21 protein-coding genes are annotated in these 23,693 nt (G+C 32.6%); 12 read left to right on the forward strand and 9 right to left on the reverse strand.

The features are described from left to right. The first annotated feature begins 253 nt into the window (after positions 1–253). Together B494_RS0114990 and B494_RS0114995 are read left to right on the forward strand one after the other, a co-directional pair. Positions 254–1,816, forward strand: a complete 1,563-nt coding sequence (locus tag B494_RS0114990) for a caspase family protein (RefSeq protein WP_017473200.1) — start codon at positions 254–256, stop codon at positions 1,814–1,816. A 427-nt stretch (positions 1,817–2,243) separates the two neighbouring features. Further along, a complete protein-coding gene (locus tag B494_RS0114995) occupies positions 2,244–2,843 on the forward strand; it encodes a hypothetical protein (protein ID WP_017473201.1) in 600 nt (199 codons plus the stop codon). Positions 2,844–2,895: 52 nt separating this feature from the next. On the opposite strand, the gene B494_RS0115000 is transcribed toward B494_RS0114995, so the two are convergent. After that, on the reverse strand, positions 2,896–3,111 hold the full coding sequence (locus B494_RS0115000) for a hypothetical protein (protein ID WP_017473202.1): 216 nt from the start codon (positions 3,109–3,111) through the stop codon (positions 2,896–2,898). Between the two features lie 355 nt (positions 3,112–3,466). On the opposite strand from B494_RS0115000, the gene B494_RS0115005 reads away from it, so the two are divergent. From B494_RS0115005 to B494_RS0115055, 10 genes are all read left to right on the forward strand, one after another. Continuing rightward, the gene (locus tag B494_RS0115005; protein WP_017473203.1) at positions 3,467–5,293 is read left to right on the forward strand and encodes an ATP-dependent nuclease; all 1,827 of its coding nucleotides are present in this window, start codon (positions 3,467–3,469) and stop codon (positions 5,291–5,293) included. Then, positions 5,283–6,626 (forward strand): UvrD-helicase domain-containing protein, encoded by a 1,344-nt coding sequence (locus B494_RS0115010; RefSeq protein ID WP_017473204.1) that lies wholly within the window; start codon positions 5,283–5,285, stop codon positions 6,624–6,626. Before B494_RS0115005 ends, B494_RS0115010 begins: the two co-directional genes overlap by 11 nt. Positions 6,627–7,591: 965 nt before the next feature. Beyond that, positions 7,592–8,284 carry a toll/interleukin-1 receptor domain-containing protein gene (locus B494_RS0115015; protein ID WP_017473205.1) on the forward strand — a complete coding sequence of 231 codons (693 nt, stop codon included), beginning with the start codon at positions 7,592–7,594 and terminating at the stop codon, positions 8,282–8,284. Positions 8,285–8,566: 282 nt separating this feature from the next. Next, positions 8,567–8,770, forward strand: coding sequence for a hypothetical protein (locus B494_RS0115020; protein WP_017473206.1), 204 nt, complete (start codon positions 8,567–8,569; stop codon positions 8,768–8,770). Positions 8,771–8,877: 107 nt separating this feature from the next. Continuing rightward, entirely contained in the window at positions 8,878–9,192 is a 315-nt protein-coding gene (locus B494_RS0115025; protein ID WP_017473207.1) for a YdcP family protein, read from the forward strand. An 11-nt stretch (positions 9,193–9,203) separates the two neighbouring features. Beyond that, positions 9,204–9,581, forward strand: a complete 378-nt coding sequence (locus B494_RS0115030; protein ID WP_017473208.1) for a YdcP family protein — start codon at positions 9,204–9,206, stop codon at positions 9,579–9,581. A 5-nt stretch (positions 9,582–9,586) separates the two neighbouring features. Then, a complete protein-coding gene (locus tag B494_RS19570; RefSeq protein ID WP_017473209.1) occupies positions 9,587–10,924 on the forward strand; it encodes an FtsK/SpoIIIE domain-containing protein in 1,338 nt (445 codons plus the stop codon). Between the two features lie 229 nt (positions 10,925–11,153). Next, positions 11,154–12,356, forward strand: coding sequence for a MobT family relaxase (gene mobT, locus B494_RS0115040; RefSeq protein ID WP_017473210.1), 1,203 nt, complete (start codon positions 11,154–11,156; stop codon positions 12,354–12,356). A 25-nt stretch (positions 12,357–12,381) separates the two neighbouring features. Beyond that, entirely contained in the window at positions 12,382–12,603 is a 222-nt protein-coding gene (locus tag B494_RS0115045) for a hypothetical protein (protein WP_017473211.1), read from the forward strand. Positions 12,604–13,421: 818 nt separating this feature from the next. Continuing rightward, entirely contained in the window at positions 13,422–14,501 is a 1,080-nt protein-coding gene (locus B494_RS0115055; RefSeq protein ID WP_017473212.1) for a serine hydrolase domain-containing protein, read from the forward strand. Positions 14,502–14,812: 311 nt separating this feature from the next. Here the strand turns inward: B494_RS0115055 and B494_RS20250 are convergent, their stop codons facing one another. From B494_RS20250 to B494_RS0115095, 8 genes are all read right to left on the reverse strand, one after another. After that, positions 14,813–15,391 carry a DUF6037 family protein gene (locus B494_RS20250; RefSeq protein ID WP_017473213.1) on the reverse strand — a complete coding sequence of 193 codons (579 nt, stop codon included), beginning with the start codon at positions 15,389–15,391 and terminating at the stop codon, positions 14,813–14,815. Between the two features lie 163 nt (positions 15,392–15,554). Beyond that, positions 15,555–15,776, reverse strand: a complete 222-nt coding sequence (locus tag B494_RS0115065; RefSeq protein ID WP_017473214.1) for a hypothetical protein — start codon at positions 15,774–15,776, stop codon at positions 15,555–15,557. 15 nt (positions 15,777–15,791) lie between these two features. Continuing rightward, complete coding sequence (mobT, locus tag B494_RS0115070) at positions 15,792–17,009, reverse strand: MobT family relaxase (RefSeq protein WP_026065276.1); 1,218 nt, start codon at positions 17,007–17,009, stop codon at positions 15,792–15,794. A gap of 211 nt (positions 17,010–17,220) precedes the next feature. Beyond that, complete coding sequence (locus tag B494_RS0115075; protein WP_017473216.1) at positions 17,221–18,561, reverse strand: FtsK/SpoIIIE domain-containing protein; 1,341 nt, start codon at positions 18,559–18,561, stop codon at positions 17,221–17,223. Further along, positions 18,561–18,941, reverse strand: coding sequence for a YdcP family protein (locus B494_RS0115080; RefSeq protein ID WP_017473217.1), 381 nt, complete (start codon positions 18,939–18,941; stop codon positions 18,561–18,563). Before B494_RS0115080 ends, B494_RS0115075 begins: the two co-directional genes overlap by 1 nt. Before the next feature lie 13 nt (positions 18,942–18,954). Further along, positions 18,955–19,269, reverse strand: coding sequence for a YdcP family protein (locus B494_RS0115085; protein WP_017473218.1), 315 nt, complete (start codon positions 19,267–19,269; stop codon positions 18,955–18,957). Between the two features lie 301 nt (positions 19,270–19,570). Further along, positions 19,571–21,361, reverse strand: a complete 1,791-nt coding sequence (locus B494_RS0115090) for a UvrD-helicase domain-containing protein (RefSeq protein WP_017473219.1) — start codon at positions 21,359–21,361, stop codon at positions 19,571–19,573. Next, entirely contained in the window at positions 21,355–23,568 is a 2,214-nt protein-coding gene (locus tag B494_RS0115095) for an ATP-dependent nuclease (RefSeq protein WP_017473220.1), read from the reverse strand. Before B494_RS0115095 ends, B494_RS0115090 begins: the two co-directional genes overlap by 7 nt. Positions 23,569–23,693 lie beyond the last annotated feature (125 nt).

The raw sequence follows: 23,693 nt of genomic DNA on the forward strand, positions 1-23,693 counted from the left end.
CTATAAAAACATGAAAATTGATATAAAGTGTGCCACGACTGTGCCACTGATTTTAATAAATCGGAAAGCTGGAATGATTTCTTATTTCAGCTTTCGTTTTAAATAAAGGTTTATCACTTCTCCCCTATCTTATAGAAGACAAACCAAATCAGGCGTTTATTTTGAGCGTCTTTTCAATAGTGAAAACTATATTTCTTCTATAATCAACGTGCTATAATATTAACATATATAGAATCTCTGGAGGTGATATTTTATGCCGATTAAAGCATTAGTTGTTGGAGTGAGTGATTATTCAGCTATCAGGCAAAGCGATCTTCCCTTTTGTGTTAATGATATAGCAGCTGTTACTAAAGCTTTGATTGATGGATTATCAGTAGAAAAAGAAAATATTTTCACATTAGGTAATGAAGGTGTTGTTAATACATCAGATTTTATTGAAACACTCCATCTTATGATAGCCAACATTAAAGAAGATGATACTTTTATTTTGTACTTCTCTGGTCATGGAGGAAACTTACCTGATGAGCACCATTTATTATTTAGCGACAAACCAATTAGTACACAAGTAATTATTAAATTTTTAGACTCTATATCTTCTAAAAATAAGTTAATAATTTTAGATAGTTGCATGTCTGGAAATTTTAGAGTTGAAGAAACTTCTGTTTTTGATTTAAACGCAAACGTTATTGATTTTTTCGGAACAGGGTATGCAGTTATTTCCTCAAGTAATGCTACTCAATATTCTTGGGGACACCCAGCTAAACCACTTAGCTTATTTACAAGTTTTCTATGTGAAGCTCTCACAGATAGATTATTAATCAAAAAGGGAAACAAATCTTTGTATGATATTCAAAAATTACTTTTTCTATACTTGGATGTTTGGAATAAAAACAATCCAGATATAATGCAGAAACCTATTTTCAGGGCAAATATAGGTGGAACAATTCTATTTCCCGTCGAAGCATACACCCCTTATCAATCAGAAACTTATTATTATGAATCTGAGGATTATATTATTTATGATGTAGAACCATCGCATAGCTCTATAGCAAAAAGATACTCAGTTAAAATAATTCTAAAAAGCCCTTTTTCATTTGAAGAAATTTCTAATATAAATCATGAAATAGTTAAAAGAGTAAGTGGGTTAGAAATATATAAGGGTAAACGTGAAGAAAATAAATGGAAAAATAAAACACCAAATATTATCTTCTCCTATTTTGGTAGAGATGAATTTGATATAACTAATACTAATTATATTTGTCACACAACTTGGGTAGATGAAACTCAAGACAAAAATTGGTGGTATAGATTATCTGGAAAATGCGAAATTATAAATGACATACATTTTAATTTCCATACTTACTACAACACCTTAAAAATATTTCAACAAGATAATACAGGAGAAGAAATCTCTGTCATATCACAAACTAAAGAAATAATTAGCAATCTAATCTCTTTATCAGAAAAGGTTATTAGAAATTATAATGAGTTTTTAAATGAAACAAAAACGGAGGATGAATTTGTGCAAGAATTGAACAAACTAGTACCCTTTATTGATGAATGGTGTTTTGCAGTATCAGAACTTGATCTCCCTCCCAAAGAATTAAAAAATTGGTCCTTAGCTTGTTCAGGGCTTGCAGGAACAATTCATGATTTTACTTTGTTTTATAATGATCATGGTTTAACTACAAGGACTTTTGATAATAGAATTGCATGTATGAATATTACTAAAGATAGATATTATAAAGAATTAGAAAACCTCCGCACAGAAGAACAACTAGTTAGCTCTTTGCTATATAGTTCATCAGATCAATAAATGAAAATATTTTTATAGATAAGGTCTTTATATTTGTACGTTTTTTTATGGTTCTAAAAGCTTTAAACTAATAACCGTTCAATTTTGAGAAAACAGTGTGATCATTAGATTCTCCCCTAAAATAGGGAAATCGATACAAGAATGTGTCCCTTTTTTAGATTTCATTCTCTCAAATTTCACTGATAGATGTACAACAGTGGGTGGAAAGACGCCATTAGAGTTACTGTTACTTGGTAAAAATTCTTCAATATGAAATTCTCCTAATCGAAAATCTATACTACCATTCCGTTAAAATTATTGGAACCTAATGTTATTGAAATATTGATTATTAGCTAGTATGGATATTAGGCAACAAAGATAAGTTAAAATCTGCAAGGAGGGGAGCAAAATAGAGTCAATAAAACCTAATGAACAAGAAAAAGAAGCATTGTTACTATTTTATAATAGATTCTATAATTTATTTGAAGAAATTGTTAATGATGACTTTCTCAATAAAGAAGCAAATGCAAGATTTTTTAAACTGAGGGAAGCTTTCTCAATATACAAAGAACTATTAAGCTATGAGCCAATAAAAATCTATCTTGAATGGATGAAAAAAGGTGGAAGACCTCATTTTGAAGGTGTTATTGCAGATGATTTATTTAGTTTTATAAGGAATTTATTGTTGCATTTCCCCATCTTTGATACTTGGGATGAAGTATATATAAATAAAAACTTAGCTACATGGAGTAAAGTAGGACAAATAGATAAATTCTTAAACAAGTGTATTAAACTAAAAATTGATGGTAAAGGTACAGTGAAATATAGAATATGGGAAGAAAAAAAACAAAAAATGACCTATTTTGATGTGAACTTTCCCGAAAAATATGATGATAATATTATTTATTTAAAAGATATTATCACTGAAGAAGTAGGAACAAAATTCTGTATGGCTTTAATGAGAGAGATACTGGATATTCAAGTAGAAAACCCAGAGGAACCAATAATAAGAATCATGTCTCAAGTATACTTCCCTAGTGGAAAATAGAAAAACTCAATTTTCCGATCAAGTTTAATACCAATATTCAAGCAGTAATCCCTTATGGGTTTACTGTTTTTTCTATCTCTTTTTTGAAACGAGATGATACTAAAATTTTGATAAAAATTAATATTACTAACTTAAGAATCGCAATAATTCTGATAAACAGGCCTTTAAAAAGAGAGAGATTGTTTTTCACACAATATCCCTCTTTTTTCTCCCCTTCCTCTGGCGGGATTTTGGCGGAGAGCCTATTATCTTTAGTTGTTTTATTCATTTTTCGTACCTTTAAATTGCCGTCAAATCAACGTTTTCACTTCTAACGCCCTTAATGACTTATTCCCACTCTGTTTTAAGAGTACGGCAAATAAACGAAAATACTGTACTATCAAGTAGTTTGAGATACTATCAAAGCATGTAAAACGTATTAAAAAATTCAAAAAGTGCAATTAAAGTGCAATTGTTTGCACTTAATTAGACTTGTTTCTCACTCTAGAGATGGCTACTTCCTAAATCTAATATTCACTTTGTTTAGACGTTCAAAATTGAGCGTCTTTTCTATTAATATTTAATAACTATTAAAGTTGTAATATAATGTAAGTTAATCATATATATAAAGGATGTGGGAGTAAGTGAAAATTTCAAATTTAATTATTAAGAATTACCGTAACATCAAAGATATAAATATTAAATTAAGTAATATTGTGTCCTTCATTGGAGAAAACAACAGCGGAAAAAGTAATGTATTACGAGCGATTACACTTCCATTCTTATCAAATGAAGTTGGTTATAACAATAAAAATTTATCATGGTTTGATATAAACAATGAAGTTAAAGACCAATATTATAAATTCATATTAGAAAATCAAAAGGATATCTTGAATGAATGTTTAGCTATTGAAGATTTTTCAGAAGTCATACCTACTGTTACGGTTGAAGTCCACTTCCAAGTAAAAGATACAGAGCTTTACTTCGTAAAGGATTTAGCAACTGGAATCAACCAAGATGGTAACATTAATTATGGGATTAGTTATAACTTTTCTCCCAAAAACGTAAAAGATGTATTGGAGCGAGTTAAAGAAATTCTTATTTCTTATGAGAATGGCTCGAATTTAGATGAATCATCCATTGAAACTATAAAAATGAACTTGTTACCTATTGATTTATATTCGCATACAATTGAAGTTCCAGGTAAAAATCTAAGTGTATCTTATGATTCGTTAAAATTATTTAAATATACTTCTCTTGTAGCAGAACGCGATGATTTCTCTCAATCCTCAGAAAAGTTAGGATCTAAATCTTTGGTAAAGTTGTTAGAAATGAAGCTTGATACTTCATCAAAAATTACTGTTGAAAAAGAATACACTAAATTTTTTGAAAAACTTAAAGGTTTAAGTGACATGGAGAACATAATTAATTGGCAAGAAAATTCAAAAATAGATAATGCAAAAGATTTTTTTGAAAAAATATCAATACTCCCTAATATGCCAAATATGAGTTCATTGCTCAATAGTATCAGATTAGGATATTCCGGAGAACATTTAGCTTCTCAAGGATTAGGATATAGAAATCTGATATTACTTCTTGTTCTTCTTAATTCATTTGTTGAAAAGAAAACTGACACTGCGTTTTCAATAATTACTTTGGAAGAACCAGAAGCACACTTATGTTCAAATAATCAAAAACTTATGGCAAGTTATATGAACTACTTCGCTAATAAAGACAATTCAGTCCAACTATTTTATTCAACACATAGTACTGAATTTGTAAACAAGCTCGATTTCAATAATATTATAATTGTAAATGATGGAAACGCATTCTCTCTTTCTACAGAATTAGACGATGACAATAAAGATTATTTATCTAAAAATCCGAATCTAGACTTGTATAAATTATTCTTCTCTAAAAAATGTATCTTAGTTGAAGGATTGACAGAAGAATTATTGATACGTGCTTACTTTAACAGTAAAGAAGAACTTAATGATATTGAAGTAATTTCATTCCATAAAGGATTTAAGAACATAATGGATATATGGTTGCGTATAAATCAAAATACAGATAATCGATTGGGTATTATTCGTGATTATGACGATCAACCAAAAGCAAGAGATGACCACCATAAATATAATGAATATGAGAATATCCAAGTTAAGACTACAAGCGAGTATACTCTTGAGCCAGAAATAGTAACTACTGATAATAATTATGATTTACTAAATGATTATTTTCATAGATTGTATGATTGGAATTGTACAACCCCAGAAGAACTTTCTGACAAATGGAGAAACGCCAAATCATCTGTTATGCTTAGACTATGTAAAGATATTGCAGACCAAAATCTTATAAAACTAAAAATGCCAAAACATATACAAGACGTAATTGATTTTTTGTCTAAAGATCAAAAAAAACAAAATGAAGAAACTTCTGATAGTCAAGAGGTAGCAGATAATGAAAATTAAAATAGCGGGTGCAGGTGCAGGAAAAACTACAAAAATGGCAGAAAGAATTATTGATAGATACCAAAAGATCCCTAGTTATGAAAATATATATTGTATTACCTTTACAAATAATGCTGTTGAAAGTATCGAATCAAAACTAGTTAAACACTTTGGAAGTATTCCCCTAAACATTAAATTAAGCACCATTCACTCTTTTTTAAATCAAGAAATTATTAAACCATATTATTATCTATTATTTAATAAACAATATACTCAAGTGTCAAGTATTCAATTAAGTTCCAATCCTACATTTAAAAGAATTAAGATCTCTCAACTTGAGAAAGAAGATATTTTACATGTTAGTGTTTTTTCAGAACGAGCAAAATGGGTTATTCATAAAAAGTCTACGGATAAGAAAAAAGAAAGAGAAACCCGATTAACTATATTAGAAAATTTCAAAAAATATTGCGGTCATATTTTTATCGATGAGGCTCAAGATATAGATAAGAACTTACTAGAAATTTTAAGAAAATTAGATGAACTGTCCATCACACTAGACTTAATTGGTGATCCAAAACAAGATTTAAAAGGTACGAATTCACTAAGAATATTGATAGAAGAATTTGATGATGATATAAAGCACATCACAATATGTCATAGATGTCCTCAAAATCACTTAGATATTTCAAATACTTTGGTTATGAAAGATGAAAGACAGTATTCTGAAAAAAAATACGGGAAAATTTCTTTACTTTTTGAAACGGATATCAACATAACAGACTTTTTTATTTCAAATACTTTTGATTTAAAATATATCTCTGAAAAAAATGATAGATATTCAACATCAAAAATTAGTGACGAAAATGTAAAATTCAAAACATTGTTTTATGAAATCACTAATATGTTAAATCACAATTTTGTCGATGGAGATGAACTGATTATTAAACAAGCAGCATACTACTTAGCAAATCAACTAATATTGAAATACGAAGAAACTGGCAATGAAAAAGAGGCAATGAAAGTTATTAATCGCTGGATTAATGATGATAAAAAAATGTACGCTCAAATAATAACGGCCTTAAAAGATGACAACAATGAGAATGTAAATCAAATATCTTTATCTTCTATTGACAGTATAAAAGGACGAGAAGGTGTTAATTGTCTGTTTGTATTAACAACCGATTTAGCACCCTATCTTTTTTTAGAGAAAACTACTGATAATAAAACAAAAAATAGACTTTATGTTGCACTAACAAGATCTTTAGATAGACTATCAATCCTTATTTCTAAAGAAGTAGAAGGAAAATACGGAAAAAAGTTTATAATAGATTTTTTTAAAAAGTATACGTTGTAATACTCACATAAGTATACTTTTTTCTATCACTATTTCTATTTAAGAGTACAACACTAAAATACAGTGAAATAGAGGTATTTGGATGCTATCAATGCCTATAAACTGAATTAAAAATGAAGCAAAAGCACAATAAAAGAGGGCCAAATCTCTTATCATTAAAGGAATTTGGCCCTTGCAGATTACTCCCACTCAATACTTCGCCAATACAATATAGTGCAATATCGTTGATATGATAGGATTTCAGGATATATCAAAAACTATAAAAACATGAAAATTGCCATAAAGTGTGCCACTGATTTTAATAAATAGGAAAGTCGGAATGAGAAATCATTTCGGCTTTTTATTTTCTCTTGTATACTGTAACGGCAATTATTACAAAAATAATGATATATTTATAAAAAGAATTAAGGAAGAGACTAGTAAGCACAAGAGAAATTTCCATATTAATTTGGATATTTATTATTATTGTACTAACAGTTTTATTTGAAAAGAAAAATGAGATGTTTAAATCAATCTATGACATTGTCATTGCTATTAAAAAGCTTTTATTGCACCCACTGCCAATTTTCATTCTTAGTTCCAACCTCCTTATATTAATAATAATTTTATACAATTTAAAAGAACATATCTATGGAAAAAAGACTGGAGTATTACTTGGACAGAAGGTAGCTTATCATCATTGTTAAGCAGACACTAGTTAAATCGGAAATTGAATGGGACTGCCACTCACATTGTTTTTATTAACGCACCACTTTGATAACAGTTCTCCACTTCTGAACACTTCTTACTACTGTTCGCATGACTCATTATACTAGTGGCAAATTCTCAGTTCTAGAAATATGCAGAACTGGCAAAAGAAATAGAATTGTAATTGCACAAGTGGTATAATAACAGAAGTTAGAAATCGAAATTTTAATAACAATCAGATGAATAAATTTTTCTTTAAAATTAGGAGGGTTAAAATTATGGCAAGATGCACAGCACCAGTTAATGGTCATCGTACAGCAAGTGGAAGAGCAAACTGTCCAGCTTGTGGCGGAGGTGGCTACCGAGGTTATAACTCTTATTCCTCGTATCCTTCCTCATACTCCTCATTATCAAACAGTTCGACAAGCCGTAGCAGTGGTGGCGGACAAACTAGGACGAAAGCACGTTGGTCATCAGCAGGCTCTACTATTTTATATACCCCTGCGGAAATTCGAACGCTTACTCCTGTACGAGAAAATGTTGAAAAGCGTTCGGAATTTCCAGATTTACGAGATGTTTTTCTCTGTCACGCTTGGGACGACCGTAAAGGTGCAGCCAAAGAATTACACGACATACTTGAATCTAAAGGTGTAACTGTTTGGTTCAGTGAAAAGGATGTTCTTTTAGGTTCGTCATTACTCCGTGAAATTGATAAAGGATTGGTAAAATCTCGTGTCGGTATTGTATTGGTCACACCCTCATTTCTTGAACGTGTTAAGGGAGAAGGAGTAGCAGATAAAGAACTTTCAGCTTTGCTTGCTCGTGATTTGCTTGTACCAATTGTACATGATACGACTTTTGAAGATTTACGTGAAGTTAGTCCGTTACTTGGCTCGCGAAGTGGCTTAAGCACTATTGAGGAGCCAATAGAAGTAGTTGCGGCTAAATTAGCGGAATTAGTTGCTGTATAATTAAATAAAAATAGTATAAAAATCAGATTATGCGCATAAACATTGGATTTATTAATGCCTTTCTAGGATTAAGTAATCCGTTTTACCACTAATTTACTACTTTTGAATGAGTCTTGATACGACTATACATCCTAGAAAAGTTAAGAACAATAAAAGATACTTCCATTATGAAAATTAAATACGAAATAGATAGACACTTCAAATTGAGGTGTCTATTTTTTGTGTAATTATTTAGAAACAGACAGTTGTTTTGACCAAATTAAATAAAAAAGAGAACGCTACATGATGTCTATGAACGAACAGGAAATATACGAAGATAAGGTCTTGGAATGGATTGAAGATCATTTCGTCATGAATGAGGTTGAAATTGAAGATTACCCATTTTTTCTTCATGGAAAATTGGTGCGTGATAAACAAGATGAAACAATGGTTGTCTTTTGGTGTGTGATTTATGGACGAGTAGATTATCGTTTTCAAGACGCATAAGGAGCGATGAATCATGCAGATTTTTAACTCTCGTTCCCCTCCCACTCCCTTTATGCCTAATTATTAATAATGAATCAAAAACTAAAATAAGAAAAGAGGTCTGTATCGTGGAATTAAAATATGTAATCCCGAACATGGAAAAAACATTTGGTAACTTAGAATATGCAGGAGAAGGAAAAGTCGAACAACGACGGATTAATGGACGAATGACAACATTATCCCGCAGCTATAATTTGTATTCAGATGTTCAACGAGCAGATGATATTGAGGTCGTTCTTCCTAATGAAGCTGGGGAAAAATTCTTTGAACATGAAGATAAAGTGAAATTAGTCAATGCACGTATTACCGCAGAAGGTTATAAAATCGGAGATCGTGGTTTTACAAACTACAAATTACATGCTGACGACATCGTCAAAGCATAAGGAGGATACACATGAGATTAGCACAAGGCATTATCCTAGATAAAGAAAAGACATTTGGATTATTAAAGTTTTCTGCATTACGACGTGAGGTCTTTCTACAAAATGAAGATGGAACGGTATCATCCGAAGTCAAAGAACGCACCTATGATTTAAAATCGAAAGAACAAGGTCGGATGATTCAAGTCAGTATCCCTGCTTCTATTCCTTTAAAAGAATTTGATTATAATGCAGAGGTGGAAATGGTTAACCCTGTGGCTAATACCGTTGCAAACGCCACTTTTCGTGGTGCGGATGTCGATTGGTTCATAAAGGCAGATGATTTGGTCTTAAAAGAAAAAGCTGCACCAGTTGGTGATAAATCAGTAAAAAAGCCAGCCGATAAGGAATAATAAATATGAAGCTCTTAAAAAAACGAGGAAAACGGATTAAAGAAAAAGACGCTTCCCTCGTTTTCCAATTTGTATTTACTCGGTTATTTGGAATGTGGTTTCTCTTTTTTACGCCATTTCATCTATCCTTTTTAGTTTCTACATCATGGCAGCTTGATACATTTCAAGCACATTTTATTAGCACGTATGGATTAGTGACGCTGCTAATCAGTCTGGTTTTAACAGCAGCTTGTGCCTTTGTTTATTACCGTTATCGTTATGATCACATTAAACAGGTCATTCACCGTCAAAAACTCGCCAAAATGGTCTTAGAGAATGGCTGGTATGAAACAAAACAAGTCACCAAAGAAAGTTTCTTTAAAGACGTCCCTTCTGATAAAGCAAAGGAAAAAATCAGCCACTTTCCTAAAATCTATTATCGTTTTGAGAAAGGAATGCTGTATATTCAGGCGGAAATTACGCTCGGTAAATTTCAAGAACCATTACTAAACTTGGAAACTAAGTTAGAAAGCGGTTTGTACTGTGAATTAGTATCGAAAGAATTACGTGATTCCTACGTGGAGTACACGCTTTTCTATGATATGATTGCGAGCCGTATTTCCATTGATGAAGTCATTGCACAAGATGGCAGCTTAAAACTCATGGAATCCTTCTATTGGGAATATGATAAGCTGCCGCATATGCTGATTGCTGGTGGAACAGGCGGTGGAAAATCATATTTTATTCTCACACTCATTGAAGCCTTATTAAAGACAGACGCAAAACTATATATTCTCGATCCTAAAAATGCTGATTTAGCGGACTTATCCGCTGTCATGCCCGATGTCTATTACAAACAGGAAGATATGACTGCTTGTATTGACCAATTTTATGAGGACATGATGACACGCAATGAAGAAATGAAAAACATGCCGAACTACAAGACAGGTGAAAACTATGCCTATCTAGGCTTGCCTGCTCGTTTTTTAATCTTTGACGAGTACACGTCGTTTATGGAAATGATTGGGAAAGAGAGCGTTAAAGTCATGAGTAAGCTGAAACAAATCGTTATGTTGGGACGACAAGCGGGTTTCTTCTTGATCCTCGCCTGTCAACGACCAGACGCAAAATATCTTGGAGATGGAATTCGGGATAATTTTAATTTCAGGGTTGCTTTAGGACGCATGTCAGAACTAGGATATGGCATGGTTTTCGGATCGGACGTACAAAAACAGTTTTTCCTAAAGCCCATCAAAGGACGTGGATATGTCGATAAAGGGGATAGTGTGATCTCTGAATTTTATACTCCCCTTGTCCCAAAAGGACATGACTTTTTAAAAGAAATTGGTAAATTATCTAGCTAAAAGGCTGCCCAGTGCAGCGACGTGCGAAGCGAAAGTCGCTGTGCTGGGCTAAGCCTTGCGTGGCTTTAGCCACGCCTTAACCCCCCATTTCTAACAGGGGGGTAGAAAAACAATAAGAAACTGTTCCAAAAGCCTATAACACTTGATGGCACAACGGTTTGGAGCATATGAAGAAGATGTCAGCTTTTACGATTTAGTTGACATCTTTTTTTAGTTTGGAGGAATGCACATGAATCAAGTACCTTGGTATCAACAATTAAAAGTAAAACGATTGGAATATGGTGTGTCGCAAAATAAACTGGCTGTTCATATTGGAATTTCAAGACAATATATTAGTGAAATTGAAACTGGTAAAGTGACTCCGACTCAAACATTACAAAATACTATGTTCAATGTTCTAGAACAATTTAATCCAGAGGCTCCACTCGAAATCTTATTTGACTATGTACGGATTCGATTTTTAACGACAAACCCAAAGCCTGTCATTGAAGATATTTTGAAACTCAAAATGGAGTACATGTTACATGATGATTTTGCGTTTTACTCTTATATGGAACAATACGTTTTTGGCGATATTGTGGTTATGGTTTCTCCTGATGACGATAAAGGTTGTTTACTCGAACTCAAAGGGAAAGGATGTCGTCAATTTGAAAATTTTTTATTAGCCCAACAACGAACATGGTTCGATTTTTTTATGGAGGTGTTTCGGAATGGTGGAGTTTTTAAACGAATTGATCTTGCGATAAACGATAAGACAAGCATATTGGATATTCCATTTTTAACTAACAAATGCCGTAATGAAGAATGTATCTCTATTTTTCGTAGTTTTAAAAGCTATCGCTCTGGTGAACTTGTACAGAATGAAGAAAAACCTGACATGGGAAATACCTTATATATTGGCTCTTTAAAAAGTGACGTGTACTTCTGTGCGTATGAGAAGGATTACGAACAATACGTGAAACATGGAACATCACTCGAAGATACAGATGTGAAAAATCGTTTTGAAATTCGTTTAAAAAATGATCGTGCTTATCATGCGATTGTCGATTTAATGACGTATGAAGACGCTGGGCGAACCGCCTTTTCGATTATTAATCGGTATATTCGTTTTGTCGATAAAGACGAGGAAAAACGTCGCAGCAGTTGGAAAGTGAATAAGGAATGGCAACGATTTATTGATTTAGGCGTGAATAGAAAAATTTCTTTAACGACAAAACCTGAACCTTATACGTTTGATAAATCATTAAGGTGGCTTGCGCGCCAAGTTGCCCCTACTTGGAAACTAGCGACAAAGATAGATGAACTTAATCAAACCAGTGTAATCAAGGATATGTTGGAACAGGTAGAGTTATCTGAACGTCATCAAAAGATACTCATGCAACAAACCATTCCCATAGAGAAAGTGATTCAACCATTGTCAAGCAACGATTGATTAATTTATGAAGGGAGAAATTCAAATGAATTTTGGGCAAAATTTGTACAATTGGTTTCTTAGTAATGCACAATCTTTAGTATTAATGGCAATCGTCGTAATTGGAATTTATTTAGGTTTTAAACGAGAGTTTTCTAAACTGATTGGTTTTTTAATTATTGCTTTGGTTGCGGTGGGATTAGTCTTTAATGCAAGTGGAGTGAAAGACGTATTGTTAAACCTATTTAATCGGATCATAGGTGCTTAGATAATCAATAGGGATTATTGTGCATGATTGAATTATCATATAAGAGATTATAGCATTACTTATTCAACAAACGGACCTTACCCATGCAGTTAAACAAAGATTAGAGCGTTAGGAGTGAGGTTGAATGGATGGTAAAGAGGAGAATTTGAACATCAATTTTTTTTGCAAAAAAATTGTATAATGGCACTATATGAACACGTTGACTCTTAATTTAGTAAAAAGAACAGTAAAAATCCTTATAGTCATTTTTTACTTGCAAGGTTGTATGAGAAATCGTATACTGTATGTAATTAAAAGGGAAAGGACTGACGGGTGGACGATGATCAACTAATCTTGTAATTCCGTAAATGTAATGCATTGATTCGAACGGAAAACAGGAATAGTCTGTCCATTTTGAATGTCTATCCCCTAATGAGCGTTTAACTAGATCGCATTAGTTCTTTTTCGGGTATCTTACAATAATTTAGTAAATTTAGTATTTTACTGAATAAAAAAGATACCTCTACTCATTTGATTCATGGGATAATTGGATAGCGATAGACTGTTCCTTCCGTTATTATGACGGAGGGATTTTTTGATTCCCTCAATTAAGGAGACAAGGGTATGTTATTAGAACCGATCAAGCAGTTGACATATTTTATTGGCGGCAAAGTTATTTTTGAATTAACTATCTGTGGAAATAACTGAAGGAGCTTGTATGGTTGTTATATGAATAATAATGTTCAAGCAATATCTTAACTTGAAAAGGTTTTAACCCCTTGTTTACCAAGGGGATTAGACCATAATAAAAGATGATGGAGTTGGAAGGAGAACAGTCTATGGAAAATACTATAAATACTGCACTCAGATTAAAGTTAAATTCGCACATAAATTCAATAAAAGAATTGAATTGGTTTAATGGGGTTATTCTTGTAGCACATGAAGGAGAAATATTACTTTGTGAATCAATGGGATTAGCAGAAATTAAAGACACGCGTTGGTTAACTACGTCTTCCATTTTTGATCTTGCTTCGGTTTCAAAACCAATTACTGCTTTGGGAATTATTCGTTTGTACCAATTAGGTAAATTAGATTGGAGTGACATGGTATCTAAGTGGTTACCCGAATTACCATACCCATCCATAAATATACGACACTTGCTCACTCATACTTCTGGATTACCTGATTACATGGAATTGATTGCAAATGTTTGGAATCCTGAACATATTGCGACCAATAAAGATGTGCTAGATGCGTTAGAGCAATATAAGCCTGATCCTTATTTTGCACCCAATGAAAAATGGATGTATAGCAATACTGGCTATGTTATACTAGCAATTTTAATTGAGCGAATTAGTGGTCAGCCGTTTGGAGAGTTTTTAAAAGATCAAATCTTTCAGCCATTGGGCATGAAACATACAAAAGTATATAATCGCCGGGTGAACTTAAAAGAGATCCCTAATGATTATGCATGGGGTTATGTTTATGATACGGACAGTAACTCTTTTGTATTGCCTGACGAATTACCTGATCTTAACTTTGTAAAGTTTTTGGATGGCATACAAGGGGATGGAATGGTGCATAGTACCGTTTATGATTTACTACGCCTTGATCAATCACTATATGACGATTCCTTCATTGAGGCAGAACTACGGCATGAAATGTTTAAACCAACGAAGTTAAATAATGGTGAAATCGAGGATTATGGTTTTGGCTGGTTGCTCGAAAAGAACGACCAGTTAGGAAACATCGTATGTCACGGCGGAGGTTGGCCTGGATATACAACAACATATAATCGCTATTTGGATAATAAGTTTACTTTAATTATGTTACAAAACGTGCAAATAGATTTTGAATATACCAACCGGTTGCAAACTGAAATTGAAGAAATTATTGTTGAGGTACTCTCCAATAATTAGAGAAGAACGCTTATTTTTGTTAATGAACCTATAGAGTGGTACTAATAGATAAGGATGGAATGGTTATTTTCGTCATTCTTTTCAATAGTATTCTTTACTCTCCATTAACGGGAGCGATTCTGTGGATAAGAGTTTAATAAGAAAATTTATGCTATTTCAAATTTGAAAGTTAAAATTGATGAAGAGAACAATGAATTCCCGAAAACGGTTGGATTTAAGTTTCACCCTAAGCGGATAAATTTAAATAGGCAAAAATATTGAAGCAGCTAACTTTAAACAGTTAGCTGTTTTTGAATACTTTAAATTTTTTATTAATCGGGTGGATAATAGTCAACCCGTTTTTTGGGTTCAGCAGTCCATCGAGAACTGATATTATTTTTCTTACAAAACTGGTAGGTCTCTTCACCTAAAAATTCTCGTGTTTTTTCAAAGTTTTTGGCCGAATGTGGACTATCTGGGCTGTAAGTTCGCCAACCACGAAAATAAATCTTATCAGGTTCAGGAACATATTTAGCTTTATACCAGGCAATTTCATGAGGTTCAATATTACTTTTACTATATTGAATGGGTAACTGTTTAGCAAAATGTTTTAAAAACTTAAATGAAGTAAATGTTTCTTTACCTGGCTTTAGATTGAGTATTTCACATAACTTATAAAAATCTTGTTTAGATAAATTTGAAAGTTTATAGCCTTTTTCTAAATATAGAATAAAGCTAAAGTTTCTATCAACTATGCCAAAAAGTAATTCATATGGTTTTCTATCGATAAAGATTATAACTTCAAATTCAACTTTATTGAATTTGAATTTAAATTTATCCATCTTTGTATTATTTTTACCCATGTCCGACAATAAAGGTTTAATTTCTGGTAATTTAAACTCAAATGCCAATTATATTCCCCCCTCATATCTTTACAATATAAGAGTAATTATATCATTTTAGGAAGTTTAAGAAAAATTTTCGCATACTATAATGTTCTGATTAATTAAGTGCCACATTATTACCGCGTTATCGCTCTTGCTAGACCCAGCTTTTATAAAAGTTCGAGTAATATTAAGCCCCTATGATTCTGTTAAATAAGTTTAATAACACATCTTTTACACCGCTTGCATTAAAGACTAGTCCAACAGCCACTAAAGCAATAACGAGGAATCCAATTAATTTAGAAAACTCTCTCTTAAATCCTAAATAAATCCCAATGACCACAATTGCCATTAACACTAAGGATTGAGCGTTGTCCAAAAACCAGTTATACAAATTTTGTCCAAAATTCATGTACGTGGCTCCTTTCTATAGTTCATTTTTAAAAATTCGAATCACATCTTCGGTCGCCATTGCCTGCTGCATAAGCAATTTTTGATGACGTTTTGTTAAGGTTGCTTGTTTCAACATGTCCTTCATCACCGTTGTATTATTGACTTCATCCAGCTTCGTTGCCAGTTTCCAAGTGGGTGCCACCTGTCTTGCCAGCCACCGTAATGTTTTATCAAAGGTATAGGGTTCAGGTTTTGTGGTTAACGATATTTTTCGATTTTCTCCTAAATCTAAGAAACGCTGCCATGCTGCATTGACTTTCCAATTGCTGCGACGCTTCTTTTCATCTTTGTCTACAAAACGGATATAGCGATTGATGATCGAAAAAGCGGTTCGTCCAGCGTCCTCGTAGCTCATTAAATCAACAATTGCATGATAGGCACGATCATTTTTTAATCGGATTTCTAAGCGGTTTTTCACGTCTGTATCTTCCAGCGAAATACCATATTTAACGAATTGTTCATAGTCCTTCTCATAGATACAAAAATATACATAACTTTTCAGAGAACCAATATAAAGAGTATTTCCTATATCTGGCTTATCCTCACCATGCACTAAGTCACCAGAACGATAGCTTTTAAAACTTCGGAAAACAGAAATACATTCCTCGTTGTGGCACTTTTTTGTGAGAAATGGGATGTCTAATATGCCTGTCTTATCGTTTATCGCAAGGTCAATACGTTTAAAGACGCCACCAACACGAAATACATCCACAAAAAAATCAAACCATGTTCGCTGTTGGGCGAGTAGAAAATTCTCAAATTGACGACATCCTTTGCCTTTTAATTCGAGCAAACAACCTTTGTCTTCATCAGGCGAAACCATCACCACAATATCGCCAAAGACATATTGTTCAAGGTACGAATAGAAAGCATAGTCCTCATGCAGCATGTATTCCATTTTCAAATGTAAAATATCTTCAATGACTGGAATAGGGTCTGTGTTGATAAATCGGATTCGCACATAATCAAATAAAATTTCCAATGGAGCGCCTGGATTAAATTGTTCCAGCACCTCAAACAAAGCAGTTTGTAGGGAATCGGAAGGCGTTACTTTTCCTGTCTCGATTTCACTTACATACTGCCTTGTAATGCCAACGTGTACTGCCAGCTTATTTTGTGATATACCGTATTCTAATCGTCTGTCTTTTAATACTTGATACCAAGAAATTGGATTCATTTGCATTCCTCCCAACTAAAAAAGATGTCAACTAGAGCTTAAAAGTTGACACCTTTCTCATGTATTTCAAACCCTTGTGCCATCAGGCGTTCATGGGTTTTTGAAACAGTTTCCTATTGTTTTTCTACCCCCCTGTTAGAAACGGGGGGTAAAGCGTGGCTAAAGCCACGCAGGCTTCGCCCAGCACGGCGGCTTCCGCGTTGCACGCCACCGCACTGGGCAGCCTTTATGACACTAACTTTCCAATTTCTTTTAGAAAATCATGACCTTTTGGGACAAGAGGTGTATAAAATTCAGAAATGACATTATCCCCTTTATCAACATACCCTCGGCCTTTAATCTGTTTTAAGAAAAACTGTTTTTGTACATCGCTGCCGAAAAGCATACCATATCCGAGTTCACCCATTCTACCTAATCCTACTCGAAAGTTAAATTGATCCCTTATTCCATCTCCAAGATATTTTGCATCTGGACGTTGACAAGCAAGAATAAGGAAGAATCCAGATTGGCGCCCTAACATAACAATCTGTTTTAGTTTGGTTAACACCGCTGTATTTTCCTTAGAAGCAAGCATTTCCATAAATGCTACATACTCGTCAAAAATTAAAAAGTGGGGAGATAGGCCCAAATAAGCATAGTTTTCTCCTGTTTTATAGTTAGGCATCTGTTTCATTTCTTCACTACGGGCCATCATAAATTCATAAAACTCATCGATACAGATTATCATATCTTCCTTTTTGTAGTACACATCAGGCATCACAGTAGCTAAGTCGGCTAAATCGGCATTTTTCGGATCTAAAATATACAATTTTGCATCTGTTTTGAGTAACGCTTCAATCAATGTAAGAATAAAATAGCTTTTTCCTCCGCCTGTTCCACCAGCAATTAACATATGTGGCAGCTTATCATACTCCCAATCCATTGATTTCATAAGCTTTAGGCGTCCATTTTGTGCAACAACTTCATCAATCGAAATACGGTTCGCAATCATATCATAGAAAAGTACATACTCCACATAGGAATCATGTAACTCTTTTGATACCAATTCACAATACAGACCACTTTCTAATTTGGTTTCTAAATGTAAAAGGGGTTCTTGATATTTACCAAGCGTTATTTCCACTTGAATATACAATAATCCTTTTTCATACCGATAATACATCTTTAGAAAATGGCTGATTTTTTCCTTCGTTTTATTGGATGGAATATCCTTAAAAAAGCCTTCTTGTGTAAGTTGTTTTGTTTCATACCATCCGTTCTCCAAAATCATTTTTGCGAGCTTTTGACGGTGAATGACTTGTTTTATTTTGTCATACCGATAGCGATAATAGAGATATGCACATCCAGCAGTCAAGGCAAGACTAATTAACAAGGTCACCAATCCATAGGTGCTGATAAAGTGTCCTTGAAAGTCATCCAATTGCCATGTGGTAGAGAGTAAAAAGGGCAGATGAAAGAGAATAAAGGAAACGAGCCATATACCAACCAGCCCAAAGAATATAAATTGAAAAACGAGGGAAGCATCTTTTTCCTTAATGCGTTTCCCTCGTCCTTTGAAAATATTCATTATTTATCCTTATCAGGAGTAGACTTTGAAACATGACTAGTCGATGTTGTCGCTTTTCCCTTTAAGACTAAATCATCTGCCTTGATGTACCAATCGACATCAGCACCACGAAAAGTCGCATTTGCGACGGTATCTGCGACAGGATTTATAAGCTCTACTTCCGCATTGTAATCAAATTCTTTCAAAGGCACAGAAGCAGGAATACTTACTTGAATCATGCGACCTTGTTCATGAGACTTTAAATCATACGTGCGTTCTTTGACTTCCGATGATACCGTGCCATCCTCATTTTGAAGAAACACTTCACGACGTAATGCCGAAAATTTTAATAAACCAAACGTTTTTTCCTTATCAATGACAATACCTTGTGCTAATCTCATGTGTTATTCCTCCTTATGCTTTGACCATGTCATCTGCATGTAAGATATATTTTGCAAATCCGCGATCACCAATTTTATAGCCTTCTGCGGTTATTCTTGCATTCACTAATTTTACTTTTTCCTCATGTTCAAAAAACTTTTCTCCAGCTTCTTGTGGCAAGATCACCTCAATATCATCTGCACGTTGAATATTGGAATACAGATTATAACTGCGAGAAAGTGTTGTCATACGTCCATTAATACGACGTTGTTCGACTTTACCTTCTCCTGCATATTCTAAATTCCCAAATGTTTTTTCCATATTCGGAATCACATATTTTAGTTCCATATTTTTTACCTCTCTTCTTTTTAATAATTTGATTGAATTTTAAATACGTATGATGCTTAACTCGGAGTGGGGGAGATCGTCCTTTTCTGATTTGTACCATAATATCAACCCCTTTCTGTATAAAAAACTAAATTTAAGCAAGAAAAAAGACATCCATTTCTGAACGTCCTGAAATAATTTTTTTAGTAATACCACCAATTAATTTAATATTCTAGAGAAAAAACTTTAAAATTTATCATTAGAAATTTGATAACTCTGACCCTTTTTGTTTTAAAAGAGCTGGAATTAATAGCTATTAAAATTATTTATTATAGTTAAAAGTTACATTTTTTAATAAAGGAGTTGGAATCAAAGGTGTGCCGGATCTAGTAGTTAAATATCCTTCTTCCGAAAATAAATATAAATTCCTTTTAGCCCTAGAACAAATAACATATAATAATTTCTTTGCGGAATTTTCCCCTTGATCATAACCATTAATCACTTCCTCCCAATGAGGAATCTTGCCTTTTAAAAGATTAATAGCTATAACGGTATCGTATTCCTCTCCTTTAACTTTATGTGCTGTCGTAATAGTAATTCCTTTATTTTGCTTAAACATTCTATAAAAACTGCCTAAATCTCTTGATAGAGAATTGTTATTTATTCTTTGAATCATATCTTTAAGAAACAATTCATATTGTTTGAAAATAGTAGGATTTATTTCTTTACTGATTTTGAGCCGAGTAAATAATAAGTTCGTAACAAATTTATATAGCTCTACTCCGTCATTTTCAATAAATTTCTTTTTTGCTGAGTTAATTATTTTTAACAGATCAAGATTAATAAATTGTTCTCCAATTTCTATACCAAATTCATTTGTAAAAATATTTAGGATTTCATTCGCAATAAATTTCCTTTTTCGAACCTTTATTCCGGGCTCTGTAAAATATAAGACAGCCAGTTTAAAAAAAGCACTATGATCATTTACTTTAATTGGCGATACAGTAATGGCATCAAAATTGCAAGTGGGCAATTCCTTTTTTAAATATTCACTCAAAGCAAACAGAGGATAGTGTTGGGGAGATATTACACAAATATCTTCCTCCGAAACATTATTTTCTAATCTTTCTAGTATAACTTTCTTAATTTTCTGTGGTAAGTCTTGCTTATTAATTTTGAAATTATACTTAATAATCCCAATCTCATCTCTATTAGATCCTCGACTCTCAATTCGATAGGGCATGCTTTGAAAATTTGAATAAAAGTCTACTAACCTTTGGGTAGAACGATAACATCCATGTAAAGTTTTTGGAATAAAAGTTTGGATGGTAACCTTTTCAAGTTCTTCTATTGATTTTGCTATTCCGTTTAGAGAACCATATATTGCTTGATCAATATCACCAACAAATAAAGTTTGAATTGATTTATTTCTCCTTGTAAGACTTCCAATTATTCCATATTGTAAATTTCGGGTGTCTTGAAACTCATCAACATAAATTGCTCGGATATTGTTAGCGATATTAATAGTAACAATACTATTTTCAAATAAAATCCTGTAGGCTAAGAGTAGAATCATATCAAAGTCTATTTCTTTATTTTCCCTTAGAATTTCATGGTATATTTCGGAAACTTTTGGATATTCTTCTTCAACAATTTCATGGTCCAATGAAAGAGATAAATCTATTTTCTCAAGCTCAAATGATTTTAGTTTCAAGTTCAAGATTTCATTTATTTCATTGAGATATTCTCTTTTAGTATAATCATCAATAATTGTAAATCCTTTTGAGATTCTATCCAAATTCATTTTAAATGGGTATACTATAAACTCCAAACAGAATTGATGAATCGTTCCAACCCATACATTATTCTCTTCTATTCCCAAGGTCTCTAACCGTTCCTTAATTTCATTAGCGGCTCTATTAGTGTAAGTAATTGCAATAATTTTTTTTAATGAATCTTTATATTTTGTTGCTTGGTACGCAATTTTCCTAGTTAGTACCCTAGTTTTTCCACTACCAGGACAAGCAGTAACATAAAGATTATCATTGCTTTGAACTACACTTTTCTGCTCGGCATTTAAATCTTTTAAATATCGAGTAATTTCTTCTACCATGTTAAAACCTCTGTACCTAAAATGTTAAGATAATTATCCATTTGATTGATAAAACGAACACTATCCTCATCTTCTTCAAAAAAACAATCTAAAAATTCATTAATGCCTTCTTTAATTTCATATTCATTATTTGAATCTATTTTATTTGTTATCTGGGCTATCTTTGAGTCTTTCTCTTTATCGTAGTAATTAAGCGTGTATAGTGCTATTTTTTTATAAATTGAAATATCTACAGATTCTTGGCAAGCAAAAGCAATTGCATCTATAATGTAATGAGGAATTTTAGCTGCAATATCTAAATTTTGGCCAAGCTCTATTGCAAACCACCCTTTTCCAACTTCTCTAGCTAGCTTCAACATCGCTAAGTTTCGCATCAAAACATCTTGTCCCTCTAATTCACTGATATATTTCTGGACTGTGGTTGGTCGGTCAAATGTGTCATCTAATATAGATTTAACATACTTCGTAATGTTCTTATTACTTTCAAGAAATTCCAATTCAAAAGTTGTATCAGCGTAGAATGTTTTAATCCACTTATTATCGTCAAATAATCGAGTTAGTTTCTCTTTTCTCTTCAGACCGTTATCTTCAGCAGTTTTTTTATATAGAGAATCTGTCTCCGGGATAACTTGTTTATCTAGATCGGTAACGATGGCACAGTTTCTTTTTATACGATCATCATGAAATAAACTGGCAACGTATTCAAATGCCGTACTTCCCACGTTAATCAAACCAATTCCTAGCTCATCAAGATTTAAGCCAAAAACTTTTTTAATAATTTCGGGTATTATTATTTCTTCCGCATCACCTTCAACTAAAACAACACCTTTTGAAAAAAGTAGGCCATTTCTCTTTACATCTAAATATCGTTCTACTGCTTTTATCAAATTTAAATTCTTTTTTTCAAGTCGTTGTTCAGCAAAAATGTTGAGGTATTTTGATGGTTGCATAACAATCGTACTGTTATTAAAAGATTTCAAGATATTCATTTTGGATATTTCAGATGCCTCAGCTAAATGAACTGAATGAGTAGTCATCAATATTTGGGTATAAGTTTTTTCAAGGCTCAACCCCTCAAACAAAGTCTTTTGAATATGATGATGAATATGGGCTTCTGGTTCTTCTATCAACATTATATTTAGTAATTCTCTTGATCGACAAGCTTCAAATTCAACAATTTTCAAAGCTAAATAAATCATGTTTAAATGACCTAATCCTAACAAGTCTAAATCAATATCTTCCTCTGGCCTCATTGAAAGAAACTTAGCAAGAGAACTCATATCATCTGATAAGGTAGATGATAAAAGTAGATTTGGAGAATATACTGACCCTAATATACCATTTAATTGGCGATTTAAATTTTCTCCAATATTCTTGATTTCTGGTACATTCGTGATTGTTGTATTTAAATTTTGAATAATTAATTTTAGGGTATCAATGTTCTCCACAGATATTTTAGATTCAATTGTTTCAACAATTCTTTTCACTGGATTTCTATGTTTTTTCATTTCGCGAAGAACATCTCTAAGTGCATCAATATACACAACAGATATATGTTTAAAAACATCAGCCATATCAATTTTCGCCCCTAATAAAGCCTCGTCATCATCATCTGGATCCGTTGCCTCATACGAGTTCAAGTCTCCCATTAATTGATAATAATTATCATCATGTGAAAAATCTAAATTTGATTTTGAAGTATAGAAAAATTCATAATCAGTTAAACGTATAGAACTTCTTATTTCATCAAAAAGAATAGTATCATCTTTAGCATTAAATAATTGCTTTCGTATATTTTTATTGGGTCTGATATACAAATTAATGCTTCCTTTTTCTACTGAAGTATTTGAAATTAACCCCCGTAAAGCATTCGTATTTTCTACATCATCTATTTTATTCGCTGAATTAACAGATAGACTTGCAAAAACCTCATTGTTCAATTCTTCCTCAGTGATTCCTTCAAAGGTAGCTGCAATAATTATCCATTCTCCTCGCCAACCACCATCAATTTCACTGAAGAAGTCTGATTCCTTTAGTGTTTTATTGCTGTAATAATAACTATCATCTAATAAAATTCGTAAAGCTGTAAGAGCATTGGTTTTTCCAGCATCGTTCTCTCCAATAATAGCATTAGTTTCTTTTATAAATTCAAAAATTTCGGACTTATAATTTCTGAAATTCCTTATTTGTAAGTTGGATAAATACATTTGTCAGTCTCCTTATCAATATAATAGTTAATATAAGTCTATCATAAAGTAACTGACTTCTATATTCATACCAAGAAAATTATACCAATTTAACATTCCCTAATAGGCTCAACTCAAAAAATCTG

Origin of the sequence: Amphibacillus jilinensis Y1 (assembly GCF_000306965.1) — a bacterium.
Lineage (GTDB): Bacteria > Bacillota > Bacilli > Bacillales > Amphibacillaceae > Amphibacillus_C > Amphibacillus_C jilinensis.